Below are 16,244 nucleotides of genomic sequence, written 5' to 3'. Positions count from 1 at the left end.
TTTTTTGCCACGATCTCCCACAAAGGATGACAATCGGCAAAACGCGGTGTAGGGTCAGCAGCATAACAACAGGGAAGTGCCTGCAAGCAAGTTGAAGAACACAATAAAACGTTCTCTACAAGCTTACCTGAAGGACATTCCCGAATAACGCGGTCTGATGTCTTGGGAGGAAAGCCCCCTGGGCGCGGAAATCGCAGCCGAAGTGACTTTGCGATTGGGAGGAATGATCGCCGAGTTGCTTTTAATGGGGTGACACGCGAACTGGAAAGCAAGGCTTCGGCCTTGCTTTTTTATTTTTTAAATCGATTTATATTTCAGTGTCGCCAATCAGGCGTGACTCATCCCATCAATCCTTGAATTTGACATGATCCTTGCGGCGGCGACCGTGCGGCATGTGCTTGCCTCGTGGTGGCGTCCGGCGTGGCGGCGCGGGGGATCTGCGTCCCGAGGCAAGATTGCGGGCAGGCGGAGACCCTCGCTCCACGGACATCTGCGCCTGGTCGCGTCCCGATCGAGAGATGCAGGGGATGTCGTGGGGAAGACATCCTCGCCGCGTTCGAGCGGGGAGCAGGCACGCGCGACACTGCGCGGTGACTTTCCCCTCGTCCTTCGAGACAGCCGCTTCGCGACTTCCTCGGGATGAGGGGAGAGGGCAATGCGAAGTCCCGAGCGCCGGAAATTGCCAGGGCCTCATCCTGAGGAAGCCCGCAGGGCTGTCTCGAAGGACGAGGCGGGTGGTTCGATCTTGTGGTCCGGGAATCAACCGGGCAGATGTGATCGAACCCGGCACCGCCAAGGGAAGATCCGACTCATGTCGGCCCCCTCACCGATCCGACGGCGGGCGGAAGAAGGGCAGGTCGTCGAGGGTGACGCCGCTGTTCATCACCAGCAGGAACAGGCCGAAGAACACGCCCGACAGCAGGGTCGTCCACAGCGCCTTCTTCCACAGGTTCACGCCGGCCGGCGCTCCGGGGTCGGTCCCGTGCGCGATGGTGCCGCTGTCATGCTGGGATCGCACGCCGAAGGGCAGGACCATGAACAGGGTGAGCCACCAGATCACGAAGTAGATGGCGATTGCGCTGCCGATCGTCATGGCCGGGTCCCGATCCTCTTGTGTCCGCGTCTGAAGCCGGTACGGGCGAGCGTGCCGGATGGATGATCGGTGCCCTCAGGTCGCCGGGCCATCCTTCTTCGGCTGATAGGTGTGCTCGGGCGCCGGGAAGCTGCGGGCCCGCACGTCCGCGGCAAAGCTCTCGGCGGCCTCGGCGATCTGTGGCGCGAGACGGGCATAGTGCTTCACGAAACGCGGCTTGAAGTCGCTGAACAGGCCGAGCATGTCGTCGGAGACCAGCACCTGGCCGTCGCAGTGGACCGAGGCGCCGATGCCGATGGTCGGAATGCCGGAGGCTTCGGTGATCGCCTGCGCGAGGGGCTCGAGCGTGCCCTCGATCACCACCGCGAAGGCGCCGGCCTCCTCGACGGCCCGGGCACCGGCCATGATGTGATCCGCCTCGGCCTGCGACCGGCCGCGGGCGCGATAGCCGCCGAAGGCATTGATCGACTGCGGCGTCAGGCCGATGTGGGCAAGCACCGGAATGCCGCGCTCGGTGAGGAAGCGGATGGTCTCGGCCATCTCCGGGCCCCCCTCGATCTTCACGCCGTCGCAGCCGGTCTCGACCATCACCCGCGCGGCGTTGCGGAAGGCCTGGGCGGGCGATTCCTGGTAGGTGGCAAACGGCATGTCGACGATGACGCAGGCCTTCTCGGCGCCGCGCATCACGGCGGCGCCGTGGGCGATCATCATGTCGAGGGTGACCGCCAGCGACGACTCGAAGCCGTACATCACCATGCCGACCGAATCGCCGACGAGAAGAAAGTCGACATGCGGGTCGAACAGCTTGGCGATCGGCGTCGTGTAGGCGGTGAGGCTGACGATCGGCCGGCCGGTGCCCTTCATCGCCCGGATCTCGCCGGTGGTCTTGCGCCGCTTCAGGGTGGTCGCGCTCATCGATCTGCTCCGCTCGTCCGGGTGCCGCCGAGAGACCGGCGGATGACCCTGTTGTCGAGAAGCCGCGTCGCACCGACGCGGACATAGAGGAGAAGCAGCACCTCTCCGTCTCGCCGGCCTCAAGCTCGGCCAGCGTCTGCGGATGGCGCAGCGCCACCACCTCCGGTTCGGCCAGGGGCTCGGCCGCGACGAAGGCCCGGAGGTGCGCCTCGACCTCGCCGAGCGGCGTCGCCGGGTCGGCCAGCAGCCGCTCGGCTTCGGCCAGCGTCCTCGGCACGATCGCCGCCGCGGCGCGCTCGTTCGCACTCAGATAGACATTGCGCGACGAGCAGGCCAGCCCGTCGGGCTCGCGGACCGTCGCCACGCCGATGATCTCGATCGGGAAGGCGAGATCGGCCACCATGCGGCGCAGGATCACCAGCTGCTGGTAGTCCTTCTCTCCGAAGACGGCGACGTCGGGCTGAACGAAGTTGAAGAGCTTGGCCACCACGGTGCAGACGCCGGCAAAGTGGCCGGGCCGAACTTCACCCTCCAGCAGCGCGCCCAGCGCCGGCACGTCGACCACCGTCTGCATCGGCTGCGGGTAGACCTCGGCCACCGGCGGCGCGAACAGGAGATCGGCGCCGCCCTGTTCGAGCAGCTGCGCGTCGCGGGCAAGATCGCTCGGATAGCGCTCGAAATCCTCGTTCGGCCCGAATTGCAGCGGATTGACAAAGATGCTGACGACGACCACGTCGGCGCTCTCGCGGGCGCGGCGGACGAGTTCCAGATGGCCCTTGTGGAGATAGCCCATGGTGGGCACCAGGGCGATCCGCTGCCCGCTGCGGCGAAAGCCGGCGAGGCGGTGCCTGAGGTCGGCGACCTGCGTTGCGATGTCCATCCGGCGATCTTCCCGTCGATCCGGGGCAGCGGGTGGCCCCCTGCCCTCTTTGTCTTCGGGAGGCCTTATAATCGGTCGGTCGCCGATTGGCCATGCGTCCGCTGCGCTGCGGCAACGGCACCGAGCCCGGGGATGCCGCCGCGGCGCCGCTCGGGGCGCCGCGGCAACAGGGATCAGCGCGTGCGGCGACGAAGGCCTTTTCCTGGCTGAGCCCGCGCCAGAGCGCGTAGCACATCACGAGCAGCACGATCGCGAAGGGAATGCCGGTGGTGATCGCCGCCGCCTGGAGGGCCGCAAGCCCGCCGGCCGCCAGCAGCACGATCGCCACCAGCCCCTCGAACACCGCCCAGAAGATCCGCTGCGGCACCGGCGCATCGACCTTGCCGCCGGCCGTGATCGTGTCGATCACCAGCGATCCGGAATCCGACGAGGTGACGAAGAACACGATCACCAGCACCACGCCGACCACCGAGGTGATCGACGACAGCGGCAGCGCATCGAGCATCACGAACAGCTGCAGCGGAAGTTCGGCGTCCTGAAGCGCGGCGCCGCCGCCCACCAGGATCTGGTCGAGCGCCGTTCCGCCGAAGATCGACATCCAGAGGATGCAGACCAGCGAGGGCACCAGCAGGACGCAGGTGATGAACTCGCGCACGGTGCGTCCACGCGAGACGCGGGCGATGAACATGCCGACGAAGGGCGACCAGGAGATCCACCAGGCCCAGTAGAAGGCGGTCCAGCCGTCGAAGAAGTTGCCATCGGTGCGGCCGACGAAATTGCTGAGGGCCGGCAGATGCGCGATGTAGGACCACAGCGACTGCACGAAGCCCGACAGGATCGCCAGCGTCGGGCCGAGCACCAGGACGAAGCCCATCAGCAGCGCCGCCAGGACCATGTTGATCTCGCTGAGGCGCTTGACGCCGGCATCGAGCCCGGCAACGACCGAGAGCAGCGCGATGCTGGTGATGCCGATGATCAAGAGGATCTTGTTGGTCTCGGTCACCGGCATGCCGAAGACGTGGTTGAGGCCGGCCAGCGCCTGTTCGGCGCCGAAGCCGAGCGAGGTGGCGAGGCCGAACAGCGTGGCAAACACCGCGAGGGTGTCGATCGCGTGGCCGGGCCAGCCCCAGGCCCGTTCGCCGAGGATCGGGTAGAAGGTCGAGCGCAGGGTCAGCGGCAGGCCGCGGTTGTAGGAGAAGAAGGCGAGCGCGAGGCCGACGACCGCATAGATCGCCCAGGGATGCAGACCCCAGTGGAAGATGGTGGCGGCCATTGCCAGATCGCGCGCGGCTGCGAAGTCGCCCGGCGCGCCGCCGAGCGGCGCCCAGCTTGCGGCCGTTCCCGCATCCTCGGCGATCGACGCCGTGAAATGCGAGATCGGCTCGGAGACGCCGAAGAACATCAGGCCGATGCCCATGCCCGCGGCAAACAGCATCGCGAACCAGCCGGTGTAGGAATAGTCGGGCCTGGCGTCCGCGCCGCCGAGCCGGATCTTGCCGAGCGGCGACAGCGCCAGCACGAGGCAGAACAGCACGAAGGCATTGCCGGCGATGGCGAGCAGCCAGTCGAAGGCCTCGGTCACGGCCGGACGGAGCCAGCCGAAGAAGTCGTTGGCGGGCACCTGGAAGACGGACACCGCCACCACGAAGGCGACGATGAGCCCGGAGGATATGGCGAAGACCGGATTATGAATGTCGAGGCCGAAGACCTGGATGTTGTCCTGCCCGACTTCATAGTCGCTGGTGATGTGGCTGTCGTCCGACACGGTCGCCCCCTTTGATCGGATGATGTGGACCGGGCGGGGCACTGCCGCCGGGCCAAAGAATGATCATCCGCCAAAGTTGGCGCTGGCGCCACAGTTCTGTCCAAGATCGTCGACAGAATGAGATGCGGGCGGAGATCGATGTCCGTTTCGATCGGATCGATCGAAGGCGCCAACCTAGTCAGCATGCTCTGCGAGTCAACCCTCGCGGAGGATTTCCTGTGGGCGCAATACGCTGGCCGATCCTTCCGGCGCTGCGCAGACGGCCCTTGGCTGGGTCAGATCTGCCTTGCGCGCTGGGCAGCCCTCTGCCGCGTCCTCCCTGTACGAAGCATCCGGTCTAAAGCTATGGTGCCCTTCTCAAATGCGTCGCCGTCGCCCGTCGGGCGCGGGGCGGCCGCGGGGCAGGCTGTCGCCGGCTGCCCCGCCTTTGACGGGAGATCCCTGCCATGAAGATGCGGCGCCTCGGCTCCGGCCTCACCGTTTCCGCCCTCGGCCTCGGCTGCATGGGCATGAGCCACGCCTATGGCGGACAGGAGGAGGCCAAGTCGATCGCGACGATCCGCCGCGCCGTCGAACTGGGCGTGACGCTGTTCGACACGGCGGAGGTCTACGGCCCGTTCACCAACGAGATCCTGCTCGGCAAGGCGCTGGCGCCGCTGCGCGACAAGGTGACGATCGCCACGAAATTCGGCTTCCGGATCGCGGCCAATGCCGAGGGCGTCGCCAGCATGAGCGGCGTCGACGCCGGCCGGAACAGGCGAAGGCGGTGGCGGAAGCGTCGCTGAAGCGGCTCGGGACCGACGTGATCGATCTCTACTACCTGCACCGGGTCGACCCGCAGGTGCCGGTGGAGGACAGCGTCGGCGCGATGGCCGATCTGGTGCGCGAAGGCAAGGTGCGGGCGATCGGCCTGTCGGAGGTTGACGCCGACACCCTGCGCAGGGCCCATGCCGTTCATCCGGTCGCCGCCCTGCAGAGCGAGTATTCGCTGTGGACGCGCGATCCGGAGGGGGCGATCCTCGACACCTGCCGCGAGCTCGGCATCGGCTTCGTGCCGTTCAGCCCGCTCGGACGCGGCATGCTGACGGGTGCCTTGCGCTCGGCGGACCAGCTGGACGCCGGCGATTTCCGGCTGAGCCTGCCGCGCTTCCAGGGCGAGAATTTCGCCGCCAACCTTGCGGTCGTCGACGTGGTGCAGGCGCTGGCCGCGCAGAAGGGCGTGACGCCGGCGCAGCTTGCGCTCGCCTGGGTGCTCGCGCAGGGCGACGACATCGTGCCGATCCCCGGCACGCGCAGCATCACCCGCCTCGAGGAGAATGTCGCCGCGGTGGACGTCGTCCTCACCGCGGCCGATCTCGTCGCCATCGACGCCGTGGCGGCGCCGGAGAGCTTTTCCGGCGCGCGCTATGGCGAGGCGTGGCAGCAATTGGTGCGCAAGTGATCAGCCGGAAAGCGTGACGCCCGTGCGCGGATCGGCGGCAAGCGCGACCAGCACGTCTCGGACCTTCGCCATTTCGGCCGGGCCGAGGTCTGCCAGCGGGGCGCGCATGTGGCCGCCGTCGAAGCCGCGCAGGGCCATCGCCGCCTTGGTGGTCTGCGGCTGGCCGAAGGCACGGGCGAGTTCGCGGAACGGATACCAGAGGCGGTGAAGGTCGCGGGCCGTGGCGGCGTCGCCGGCCTGCACGGCGCGGAAGCTGGCGAGGATCAGCTCCGGGAAGGCCGACGAGTTGGTCGAGCTGATGCCGTCGAAGCCGACCATCATCGGCCCGAGGAAGGCGAGATCGGAGGCGCAGAACAGCTTGATGCTGCCGCCGAGGCGGCCGGCGATGCGGTCGATGGCGGCGGGCGACAGGTCGCCCTGCTTGATGCCGACCATGCCGGGCAGCGGCGCGATGCGCTCGATCAGCTGCGGCGACAGGGTGATGCCGATGCCGGGGGCGTTGTAGATCAGGATGCCGGTCTTCGACAGCGGCGCCATCTTCGCAAAGAAGGCGACGATCTGGTCGTCGGTGATCTCCGACACATAGGGCGGCGTGACCATCGGCAGGCCGCCGAGATCGCCGGCAAGCCCCGTCAGTTCCGCCACGTCGCGGGCGTCGGAGCCTGCCGAGCAGAGCATCACCGGCACGCGGTCGCCGACCACGTCCATGACCCGGCGGAACAGTTCGGCGCGCTCGGCGACGGTCATCGCCGGAAATTCGCCATAGGTGCCGCCGATCAGGATGCCGTCGTAGCCGAGGCCGATCACCCGCTCGATGGTGCGGGCAAGGCCCGCCCAGTCGAAGTCGCCGTTTTCCATGAACGGCGTCACGGTGATGTTGAAGATGCCGGTGAGGCGCTCACGGCATTCGTCGATGTCTTTCATCGTCACAGGTCCTGTTGTTGATCTTCTTGATCTTTTTCGCGCGGCGGAGCGGGCGGTGGCTCTCAGTTCGCGACGCGGGTCAGCGGCCGGGCGAAGGTGCCGAGCACCCGGTAGCCGGTTTCGGTGACGACGATCGTCTCGCTGACGCCGACGGTGAACTGGCCGTAGATCCGCAGCGCCGGGGGAATGTGGAAGGCCATGCCCGGCTCCAGCGGCCGGTCGACGCCGGTGTAGAGGCTGAGGATGCCGCCCTCGCCCCAGTCGGGGGCAAAGGAGATGCCGGTCGAATAGCCGGTGCGCTTGCGGAAGTTCTCGGTGAAGCCGGCCTTGTCGATCACCGCCTGGCAGGCGGCATGCACTGCCGAACAGGGCTCGCCGGGCCGCACCGCATCGAGCGCGGCGGCCAGCGCGTCCTGGCAGGTCGCCTCCATCGCCTCGGCTTCGGGCGGCATGGCGCCGACCCAGGCCGAGCGCATCAGGGCGGCGTGGTAGCGGTCGTGACTGGCGGCCATTTCGAGGAAGGCCGGCTCGTTGGCGCCGATGGTGCCGCGCCGCCAGGTGCCGTGGGGCACGCCGGTGCGCTTGCCGACCGAGCAGAGCGGCTCCATGCCGACATATTCGGAGCCGGCGCGGATCGCCGCATTCATCATCGCCGCAACCAGATCGTTGTCGCGCGCGCCGACCTTCACCTCGGCCATGCCGGCGCGAAGGCCGGCATCCACATAGGTCGCGGCAATCGCCAGCTTCTCGATCTCGGCCGGCGACTTGACCGCGCGCAGGCTCTCGACGATGCCGGCGGCGTCATGGACGGTGCCGAGGGCGGACTGCAGGCGCTCGTAGACGGCGATCGGCAGGAACCAGCCGCGCTTGTCGATGGCGACGCGCTTGGACACCAGCCCGCGGGACTCGATCAGCGCGGTCAGGAAGGACACCGGATCGTCGCCGTCCTGATAGACGGCGGCATCGGGGATGAAGGTGTTGGCGATGAAGTTGAAATATTCCAGCTGGCGGATGACGAACACCGGGTCGCCGTCGACCGGCAGCACCAGCGCCTGGAAGGTGTAGTAGCCGGGCGTCTGCTGGCCGGTGAGATAGAAGATGTTCTCCGGCCCGGTCACGACCATCACGTCGATGCCGGCGCGCTCCATGGCCGCGCGGGCGCCGGCCTGACGTGCGTCGTATTCGGCTTTCGGGAAGGCCGATTCCTGGCCCTGGATGACGTTTGCGACCTGCATGGTCAGAACTCCCGGATGGTGTGGGTCTTGGACGGATCGAAGTGGATGCCGAGGCCGGGCCGTGCGGCGACGCGCAGGTTGCCGTCGGCGTAGACGAGGCCGTCGGCCGGATCGGCCATCAGCCCGTCGGCGCCGTAGAGTTCGGCGAAGTCCGGGCCTGCGGCGCGGCAAAGGTGAAGGGCAGCGGCGGTGGACACGCCCCCCTCGTTCATCTGGCCGATCATGAACGGCACGCCCGCCGCCGACAGGCGCCGTGCGGCCGCAAAGGTCGGCGCGAGGCCGCCGAGCTTGACCAGCTTCAGATGGCCGTAGATCCGGCCGCCGAAAGCGACGAGGCGGGCGATGTCGGCCTCGCTCGCCAGACTCTCGTCGAGCATCAGCGGGATCGGGCTGGCCTCGGCCACACGGGCGATCGCCGCCCAGTCGCCCGGCGCCACCGGCTGCTCGACATAGGCAAGATCGAAGATCGACAGGCGCTTCAGCCGGTCGATCGCCTCGTCCTCACCCCACATGCCGTTGGCGTCGGCGGCGATCTTCACCGTGTCGCCGAAGGCCGCGCGCAGGGCGCCGATGCGGGCCAGGTCGTCCTCGAACGGGCCGGCGGCGATGCGGACCTTCAGATCCCGGAAGCCGCGCGCGACATAGGCCGCGGCCTGCGCCCTGAAGGTCTCGAAGGGCGACCAGAACAGCGTCTGGTTGGTGGGGTGCGACACGGCCCCGGCCTTGGCGCCGGGCGCGAGAAAGTCGCAGAGCGGCACGCCGGCGCGGCGGGCCGCAAGATCATGCAGCGCCATGTCGACCAGCATCCGCACCGGGGCAAGACATCCGGCGAGCAGACGGTCGAGGTCGGCGAGGAGGTCGCGCGGATCGGCGGTCAGATCGAGCGCGGCCACGGCGGCGACCGCGTCGTCGATCACCGCGTCGCGGGTCAGCCCGTTGAGATAGGCGATGTTGGTGCGGGTCTCGCCGACCGCGACATGGGTGCCGTCGTCGAGCTTCAGGTAGAGTTCGGCGAGATGGCTGATCGCGCCGGACGAGGCGGTGTGGAGGCCGAGGCCGCCGGCATAGGAGAGGTCGGCGGCGTGGAGCGAGACGCGCATGGCTCAGGCTCCCCGCGCCAGCATCGCGGCGGCGACGTCGCGGTAGATCAGCGCCGAGGCAAGGAACTCGTCCTCGGGCACGTATTCGTCCGGCTTGTGGGCGACGGCGAGATCGCCGGGGCCGATGACGACGCCCTTGGCGCCGGCATTGACGAAGTGGACGAGATCGCAGGCGCCCTGGAAGCCGAAGGGGCCAGCGTTCGCCGGCCCGTGGGTGCGGCAGGCGTCGAGGCTGGCGATCACCACCGGGTCGTCGGCCGCCGTCTCGCAGGCCCCGCCGGTGGTGGGCTTGAAGCCGGTGATCTCGGCACGGATGCCGTGGCTGTCCCGGGCCGCCGAAAGCAGGTCGGCAATCGAACGCTTCACCGTCTCCTCGTCCTCGCCCGGCACCATGCGCCGGTCGAGCAGCAGGTCGCAGGTGCCCGGCAGCACGTTGTCGGCCTCGCCGCCGGAGATGCGCGTGACGGTGAGGCTCGCCCCGCCGACCAGCGGATGGGTGATGTGTCGGACCCTCGTCTCGTGTTCGGCGGCAATCAGCTCCAGCAGCTGGCCGGCGCGGTAGACCGCGTTCTCGCCGAGATGCGGGGTGCCGGAATGGGCGGTGCGGCCATGGACGCGCACCATCGGCCGCAGGCTGCCCTTGTGGGCGGAGAAGACGGTGTTGGAGGTCGGCTCGCCGACCACCGCATAGTCGATGGACGGCCGGCTTGCCGCATAGGTCTTCGCCCCGACGCTCGCCACTTCCTCGTCGGCGACGAAGACGCCCATCAGCGTGCCCGACCAGCGGGCGCGGTCGGCGGCGAGGAGGCGCAGTGCCTCGATCATCGCCGCGAGCGGTCCCTTGCAGTCGCAGGCACCGCGGCCGTAGAGCCGGCCGCCGTCACGGCGCAGGGTGAAGGGGTCGGACGACCAGCCCTCGCCCACCGGCACCACGTCCATGTGGGTGTTGAAGGCAAAGGTCGGCCCGGCGCCGTTGACGAGGGTCGCGACCACATTCACCCGGTCCGGGGCATAGGGCAGGATCTCGACCGAGAAGCCCGCCTCGCGCAGGAGGATGGCGACGAGATCGGCCGCCTCGGTCTCCCGCCCCGGCGGGTTCTGGGTATCGATCGCGATGAGGCGGGCAAGGTCGCGGGTCATCCGCGCGGGGTCGATGCTGGTCATGGGCAAGCGGGGTCCGGTGTGCTCTGTGGGTCTGGCCGTATCGAGGTCGGCGATCTCGCCGCCGGGATTTCAGGTGATCGCGGAGAGTCGTGTTCTGCAGGTAACGCCTTGTGCAGGCGGTGGAATTGCCTCCGGCTGAAGTTCTGATTCCGCTTTCCGAGCCTTCGGGCCGAAGCCCCGAAAGAGAGTCATGAAATCCGGATAACGCTTTGTTCCGAAATACTTTTTGTCGGGAGTGCGGATTTTCTCGTTCGCCTGAACCTCTAGTGGAGAATCTGGTCGAGGAAGCGCCGGGCCCGCTCGCCGACGCTGCCGCCGAAGAAGGCCTCGCTGGTTGCCGCCTCGATGATCTCGCCGCTCTCCATGAAGACGATCCGGTCGGCCGCGCGTCGGGCGAAGCCCATCTCGTGGGTGACGACGATCGAGGTCATGCCCTCGGCGGAGAGGTCGGCCATCACGTCCAGCACCTCGCGGATCATCTCCGGATCCAGCGCCGAGGTCGGCTCGTCGTAGAGCATCATCTTCGGCTTCATGGCGAGCGCGCGGGCAATCGCGACGCGCTGCTGCTGCCCGCCGGAGAGCTCGTCCGGGAAGGCGTCGGCCTTGTCGGGAATGCGCACCTTGCCGAGGAGTTCGGTGGCCAGATCGTGGGCGTCGAGGCGCGACAGGCCGAGCACGTTCATCGGCGCCAGCATGATGTTCTCGGCGGCCGAGAGGTGGGAGAACAGCTCGAAGCTCTGGAACACCATGCCGATCTCGCGGCGCACGAGATGCGCCTTGTCGCGCTCGCGGGTGATGTCGCGGCCTTCGAAGAAGATGTTCCCGCCGTCGACCGGCTCCAGCAGGTTCAGGCAGCGCAGGAAGGTGGACTTGCCGGACCCGGACGGCCCGATCATCACCACGGTCTCGCCGGTGCGGACGTCGAGCGAACACTGCTTGAGGACGCGGCTCGGGCCGAAGCTCTTGTCGATGGCCATCACCTCGACGAGGGGTTTCGACTTCAACTCGGCTCTGGTCGGCGTGGTCATGGCGTCGGCCTTTCGCGGGGGCGTCGTGAGGACGGCGGTGGACAGCGGGGCGGCGGTCATCGGACGCTCGCCCGCACCATCGAGCCGGTGAGCCGCTCCATCAGCGTCGGGGTCCGGCTGCCGACGCGGCGGCGCTTGGGATCGAGCGAACGCTCCATCATGCCCTGCAGCACCATGAACACCGTGGTCAGCGCCAGGTAGTAGAGGCCGGCGGCGGTGAGCGCCTCGAAATAGCGGAAGTTGGCGCTGGCGACCTGGTTGGCGACGAGCAGCAGTTCTTCCACCGCGACCACCGAGACGAGGGCCGAGAGCTTGAGCATGCCGATCATCTGGTTGCCGATCGGCGGCAGCACGATCCGGGCGGCCTGGGGCAGCACCACCAGCCGCATCACCTGCGCGCCGGTCATGCCGAGCGCAAGGCCCGCGGTGCGCTGCCCCTTCTTCACGGCCTGGAGGCCGGAACGGAGGATTTCCGCCATGTAGGCGCCCTCGTTCAGCGACAGCGCCAGCACGGCCGAGGTGAAGGCGGTGAAGCGGATGCCGAAGGAGGGCAGCACGTTGTAGATGAAGATGATCTGGAACAGCACCGGCGTACCCCGGAACAGCCAGAGATAGACCAGCACCACCATGTTGCCGGCCTTCGAGCGCGTCTCCTGCACCAGGGCGATCACGAGGCCGGTGAGGACGCCGAAGAACAGCGAGCAGACGGTGATGAGCAGCGTCATCAGCGCACCGCGCAGGAACACCGGCGAGACGAGATAGTCGAAGACGAGGTCCAGGGACATCAGGAGTTCCTCTGCCAGGCCCCTGCGAGAGGAGCCGGGGTCCACCCGGCCGAAGCCGGGCGGACCGCCGCGAAAGGGGCCCCCGCCGCAAGGCGGCGGAGACCTTCGATTTCGGTCAGTCGAACAGCGAGACCGTGGCCGGCAGGTTCCACTTCTCGATGATCTTCGCATAGGTGCCGTCGGCGACGATTTCCTGCAGCGCCGCCTCGAGCGAGGCCTTCAGCGCGGCGTCGCCCTTGCGCACGGCCATGCCGATGCTGGTGTCGGACTCGAACTCCTCGCCGACCGCCTCGAAGGTGTCCGGCACCTCGACGAGCATCTGCACCACGCCGGGCGTGGAATCGTAGATCGCGTCGGCGCGGCCCTGGCGCAGGGTCAGGGTCGAGTCCTGCGCGGTCGGCAGCGTCATCACGGTGACGGCGGCAAGGCCGGCCGCCTTGCAGCGGGCGTCGTCGGCGCGGGCCTGGCTCTCCTGGATGCCGCCGAGGGTGACGGCGATGGTCGTGCCGCAGAGCGTGTCGTCACGGCCGGTGATGCCCTTCGGATTGCCGGCGGCGACGACGACGCGGTTGCCGATCTTGAGATAGGGCACGAAGTCGACCTGCTCGGCGCGGGCCGGGTTCATGTACATGGCCGAGTTGATCAGGTCGATGCGGCCGCCCTGGAGCGCCGGGATCAGGCCCTTGAACTCCATGTTCATGGGCACGAGTTCGGCGCCGAGCTTTTCGCCGAGCGCCTTGATCAGGTCGATGTCGAAGCCGGTGAGCTCGCCGTCCTTCTGGAATTCGAAGGGAGCGAAGGTGGCGGCGACGCCATAGGTGAGCTTGCCCTTTTCGACGAGACCGTCGGCAGGCAGTTCGGCGGCCGAGGCCGCGCCGGTCATGACGACGGAGGCAAGGAGAGCGAGGAGGGTCTTGCGGAGCATGGTCGGTCCCTTCTGGTGGCGTGGCGGTTTCTTATTGGATTTTCTGACTAACAATGTACAAACCTGACACCCCCTTGAGTCAAGCTGCATATGTTCGCATCCCTGCCCGTTTTTCATGCATTCGCCCGGACGGCGCCATGGCATTCTCATGCCGAAGATTGTATCGAAGACCGACAATCGTGCGATCAATGGATACTTCGCCGTGACCGTGGGCCGTTCGCCGGGACAAAATCGCTTCCGCCTCGCCAACCAGATTCTCGACCTCGTGCGCGAGGCGCGGTTCGAGCCCGGCCACCATCTGCGCGAACAGCAGCTCGGCGATCTGCTCGGCGTGTCGCGCACGCCCGTGCGCATGGCGCTGGCGCTGCTGGCCGAGCGCGGGGTGGTCGAGGCGCGGCGCAACCAGGGCTATTTTCTGGTCCAGCCCTTCGATGCGCTGACGCGGATCGAGTTCGAGGTGCCGGCGAGCGCCGAGCAGGACCTGTTCGAGAAGCTGGTCGGCGACCGGATCGCCGGGCGTATTCCCGGATCGCTGACCCAGAGCGAGATCGCCCGGCGCTATGGCGTCGACCGCGCCGTGATGCTGCGCACGCTGGCCCGTCTCGCCGAGGACGGTCTCGTCGCCCGCAACAAGGGCCACGGCTGGACCTTCCTGCCGACGCTCGATTCCCCCGCCACCCTCAGGGCGAGCTACCAGTTCCGGCTGACGCTGGAGCCGGCCGGCTTCCTGATGCCGACCTTTCGCGCCGACATGGCCGCGCTGGAGCGCTGCCGGCTGCAGCATCTGTTCCTGATCTCGCACCCGGACATCACCGAGGTGGACGGCAAGCTGCTCTACGAGACCGACGCCGCCTTTCACGAACTGTTGGCCGAGTTCAGCGGCAACAATTTCGTGCTGCAGGCGATCCAGCAGCAGAACCGGCTGCGGCGGCTTCTGGAATTTGCCGGCTACGGCAACCGCCGCCGCGTCAAGGACTGGGTGCGCGAGCATCTGGCGATCATCGACGCCGTCGCGGCCGGCGATCTTGCCGCCGCCTCGCGGCGCATGCAGGACCATCTCGCCCATGCGTTCGACGAGGCCGACCCGCAGGACAGGCCGGCCACGCGCAAGCCGCGCAAGGTCGCCTCGTGAGGGCGTGCGCCTACCCCTGCCCCGCCGTCACGCCGCTCACGAGATTGACCGACAGCAGGAATTCCGACGTTGGCGGGCCGGCCGCGGCCGTGACGAGGCCGGCCATGAGATCCCGCAGCCGGCGGCGCTCGGCGAGAAGCAGGTCTTCCGCCGCCTCGCGGGTGATCGTCACGAAGCGGACCGTGGCCCCGCCCGGCATCTGGGCAAGGCGCGGCAGGTCCACGGAGGCGAGCGTCGCGATCTTCGGATAGCCGCCGGCGGTCTGGCGCTCGGCCATCAGCACGATCGGCCGGCCGGAGCCGGGCACCTGGATCGAGCCGGCGGGCGTGCCGTCGGAGACGATGTCATGGCCGGCGATCGCGCGAAGCGGCGGTCCGTCGAGCGCCGTCGCCATGCGGTCGCGCAGGGCGGAGACCGTGAAGTCCGCGCCGAGCAGCGCGTCCCAGGTTTCTTGAGAGAAGAGATCGTCCTGCGGGCCGGGAATGAGGCGCAGCGGTCCGGCCTCCCGCCGGTAGGGCGCGGGCAGGCGCAGCAGCGGGCCGGCCTCGGCCTCGCCCAGCGGCAGCACGTCGCCGGTTTGCAGCGCCCTGCCCTCATGGCCGCCGACGCCGGTGCGCAGATGGGTGGCGCGCGCGCCGAGCACAGGCGGCGTGTCGATGCCGCCGGAGACCGCGATCGTGCCCCAGACAGCGTCCCGCAACGCGCCGACGACCAGGTCTTCGCCGGCGGGCAGCAGATGGCTTTCCCACGGTTCGACCTTGCGCCCGGCGATACGGATGTCCACGTCGCCGCCGGTCACGGCGATGCGCCGGTCGGCGTCCGTGCGGTAGCGACCGCCGGGCCCGAAGAATTCGAGGCCGGCCGCGTCTGCATCGTTGCCGACGAGGGCGTTGGCCAGATCGAGCGCTGCCGGGTCCATCGGACCGGAGACCGAGACTCCCGCATGGAGGAAGCCGCGGCGGCCGCGGTCCTGCACGGTGGTGAGCGGGCCGGCGGCGACCACGGTGAGGCGTGCCGCGCTCATGACGTCGCCCCGTCAGGCACCGATGCCTCGCCGGCTGCGATCCGTGCGTCCATCTCGGCGGCCTCGTCGGCCCCGATGGCGCGGAAGCGGAGGCGGTCGCCGGCGCGCAGCAGGAAGGGCTCGGCCCGGGCCGGATCGAACAGCCGCAGCGGCGTGCGGCCGATGTAGCGCCAGCCGCTCGGACCGGGCACGGAATTGATGCCCGCCTGGCGGCCGCCGATGCCGACCGCGCCGGCCGCCACCCTCTGGCGCGGCTCGGCAAGGCGCGGGGCATGCAGCGCCTCCGGCAGGCCGCCGAGATAGGCAAAGCCCGGGGCAAAGCCGATCATGTGCACCCGGTAGCCCGCGCCCGCATGCAGTGCGACCAGATCCTCCGGCGCCATCGCCTTTTCGGCGGCAAGGCTTCCCAGATCGAGCCCGGCCGCGCCGCCGTAGACCACCGGAATTTCCAGATGGCGGGCGTCGGCCGCGACCACATCGAGCGATTCTGCCCGCGCCATCAGCCGCGCGCCGAGCGCCGCCCCGCGGATCGTCCCCGGATCATAAAGCACCAGCAGCGAGCGGTAGGTGGGCACCCATTCCTCGACGCCGCCGATCGGGTCGTCGGCGAGCGTCCGGCCGAGCGCCACCACCTGCGCATTGACCGCATCGTCGATGCGGTCGGAAAACTCGATGGTGATGGCCCGGTCGCCGGCGCTGCGCAGTCTCGGCCAGATGGTCACACATGGTCCTTTCGATCCTCGGGCCGGCTTCGCCCTTCGGCGCGATGCTACGACGCGAAGGCCGCGCCGTGCCACTCGCACGACCGGAAAATCGATGCCCAAAGATTGTTC

At 68.4% G+C, this 16,244-nt stretch carries 12 protein-coding genes and 3 pseudogenes; 2 read left to right on the top strand and 13 right to left on the bottom strand.

The window, feature by feature from the left end:
* Positions 1-823: 823 nt before the first annotated feature.
* The 4 genes and pseudogenes from A6302_RS01135 to A6302_RS01125 form a co-directional block, all read right to left on the bottom strand.
* Positions 824-1,093 (bottom strand): DUF1467 family protein, encoded by a 270-nt coding sequence (locus tag A6302_RS01135; RefSeq protein WP_069305492.1) that lies wholly within the window; start codon positions 1,091-1,093, stop codon positions 824-826.
* A gap of 75 nt (positions 1,094-1,168) precedes the next feature.
* Positions 1,169-2,008 (bottom strand): 3-methyl-2-oxobutanoate hydroxymethyltransferase, encoded by an 840-nt coding sequence (gene panB, locus A6302_RS01130; RefSeq protein ID WP_069305491.1) that lies wholly within the window; start codon positions 2,006-2,008, stop codon positions 1,169-1,171.
* Positions 2,005-2,888, bottom strand: a pseudogene (panC, locus tag A6302_RS20880) (pantoate--beta-alanine ligase). Before panC ends, panB begins: the two are co-directional and overlap by 4 nt.
* 196 nt (positions 2,889-3,084) lie before the next feature.
* A pseudogene (locus A6302_RS01125) lies at positions 3,085-4,653 on the bottom strand (BCCT family transporter); the annotation flags it as partial.
* Between the two features lie 446 nt (positions 4,654-5,099).
* Here A6302_RS01125 and A6302_RS01120 point away from each other — a divergent pair.
* Positions 5,100-6,094: pseudogene (locus A6302_RS01120) on the top strand (aldo/keto reductase).
* Here A6302_RS01120 and A6302_RS01115 read toward each other — a convergent pair.
* The 7 genes from A6302_RS01115 to A6302_RS01085 all read right to left on the bottom strand — a co-directional run bounded on the left by A6302_RS01115 (position 6,095) and on the right by A6302_RS01085 (position 13,255).
* A complete protein-coding gene (locus tag A6302_RS01115; RefSeq protein WP_069305490.1) occupies positions 6,095-7,018 on the bottom strand; it encodes a dihydrodipicolinate synthase family protein in 924 nt (307 codons plus the stop codon).
* Between the two features lie 62 nt (positions 7,019-7,080).
* Positions 7,081-8,253, bottom strand: a complete 1,173-nt coding sequence (locus A6302_RS01110) for a M24 family metallopeptidase (protein WP_069305489.1) — start codon at positions 8,251-8,253, stop codon at positions 7,081-7,083.
* 2 nt (positions 8,254-8,255) lie between these two features.
* Positions 8,256-9,353 (bottom strand): mandelate racemase/muconate lactonizing enzyme family protein, encoded by a 1,098-nt coding sequence (locus A6302_RS01105; protein WP_069305488.1) that lies wholly within the window; start codon positions 9,351-9,353, stop codon positions 8,256-8,258.
* 3 nt (positions 9,354-9,356) lie between these two features.
* Positions 9,357-10,517 (bottom strand): M20 family metallopeptidase, encoded by a 1,161-nt coding sequence (locus A6302_RS01100; RefSeq protein WP_069305487.1) that lies wholly within the window; start codon positions 10,515-10,517, stop codon positions 9,357-9,359.
* Between the two features lie 263 nt (positions 10,518-10,780).
* Positions 10,781-11,545: an amino acid ABC transporter ATP-binding protein gene (locus A6302_RS01095; RefSeq protein ID WP_069305504.1), complete on the bottom strand. Its 765-nt coding sequence runs from the start codon at positions 11,543-11,545 to the stop codon at positions 10,781-10,783.
* Positions 11,546-11,601: 56 nt separating this feature from the next.
* Positions 11,602-12,330, bottom strand: coding sequence for an amino acid ABC transporter permease (locus tag A6302_RS01090; RefSeq protein ID WP_069305486.1), 729 nt, complete (start codon positions 12,328-12,330; stop codon positions 11,602-11,604).
* 115 nt (positions 12,331-12,445) lie between these two features.
* A complete protein-coding gene (locus A6302_RS01085) occupies positions 12,446-13,255 on the bottom strand; it encodes an ABC transporter substrate-binding protein (RefSeq protein WP_069305485.1) in 810 nt (269 codons plus the stop codon).
* A 202-nt stretch (positions 13,256-13,457) separates the two neighbouring features.
* Between A6302_RS01085 and A6302_RS01080 the strand changes: the two genes are divergently transcribed.
* Positions 13,458-14,387, top strand: a complete 930-nt coding sequence (locus A6302_RS01080; protein WP_342586182.1) for a GntR family transcriptional regulator — start codon at positions 13,458-13,460, stop codon at positions 14,385-14,387.
* Positions 14,388-14,397: 10 nt separating this feature from the next.
* Here the strand turns inward: A6302_RS01080 and A6302_RS01075 are convergent, their stop codons facing one another.
* Together A6302_RS01075 and pxpB are read right to left on the bottom strand one after the other, a co-directional pair.
* Complete coding sequence (locus A6302_RS01075) at positions 14,398-15,411, bottom strand: 5-oxoprolinase subunit C family protein (RefSeq protein WP_069305484.1); 1,014 nt, start codon at positions 15,409-15,411, stop codon at positions 14,398-14,400.
* Complete coding sequence (pxpB, locus tag A6302_RS01070; RefSeq protein ID WP_069305483.1) at positions 15,408-16,133, bottom strand: 5-oxoprolinase subunit PxpB; 726 nt, start codon at positions 16,131-16,133, stop codon at positions 15,408-15,410. The genes A6302_RS01075 and pxpB overlap by 4 nt, the downstream gene beginning before the upstream one ends.
* Positions 16,134-16,244 lie beyond the last annotated feature (111 nt).

This window comes from Methylobrevis pamukkalensis (assembly GCF_001720135.1).
GTDB lineage: Bacteria > Pseudomonadota > Alphaproteobacteria > Rhizobiales > Pleomorphomonadaceae > Methylobrevis > Methylobrevis pamukkalensis.
This window is presented reverse-complemented; position numbering and strand designations above follow the sequence as displayed.

Coding starts and splice junctions, on each gene's coding strand:
- A6302_RS01085 (WP_069305485.1), bottom strand. CDS start 13,255: ATGCTCCGCAAGACCCTCCTCGCTCTCCTTGCCTCCGTCGTCATGACC.
- A6302_RS01100 (WP_069305487.1), bottom strand. CDS start 10,517: ATGACCAGCATCGACCCCGCGCGGATGACCCGCGACCTTGCCCGCCTC.
- A6302_RS01135 (WP_069305492.1), bottom strand. CDS start 1,093: ATGACGATCGGCAGCGCAATCGCCATCTACTTCGTGATCTGGTGGCTC.
- A6302_RS01090 (WP_069305486.1), bottom strand. CDS start 12,330: ATGTCCCTGGACCTCGTCTTCGACTATCTCGTCTCGCCGGTGTTCCTG.
- A6302_RS01115 (WP_069305490.1), bottom strand. CDS start 7,018: ATGAAAGACATCGACGAATGCCGTGAGCGCCTCACCGGCATCTTCAAC.
- A6302_RS01110 (WP_069305489.1), bottom strand. CDS start 8,253: ATGCAGGTCGCAAACGTCATCCAGGGCCAGGAATCGGCCTTCCCGAAA.
- A6302_RS01095 (WP_069305504.1), bottom strand. CDS start 11,545: ATGACCACGCCGACCAGAGCCGAGTTGAAGTCGAAACCCCTCGTCGAG.
- A6302_RS01075 (WP_069305484.1), bottom strand. CDS start 15,411: ATGAGCGCGGCACGCCTCACCGTGGTCGCCGCCGGCCCGCTCACCACC.
- A6302_RS01105 (WP_069305488.1), bottom strand. CDS start 9,353: ATGCGCGTCTCGCTCCACGCCGCCGACCTCTCCTATGCCGGCGGCCTC.
- panB (WP_069305491.1), bottom strand. CDS start 2,008: ATGAGCGCGACCACCCTGAAGCGGCGCAAGACCACCGGCGAGATCCGG.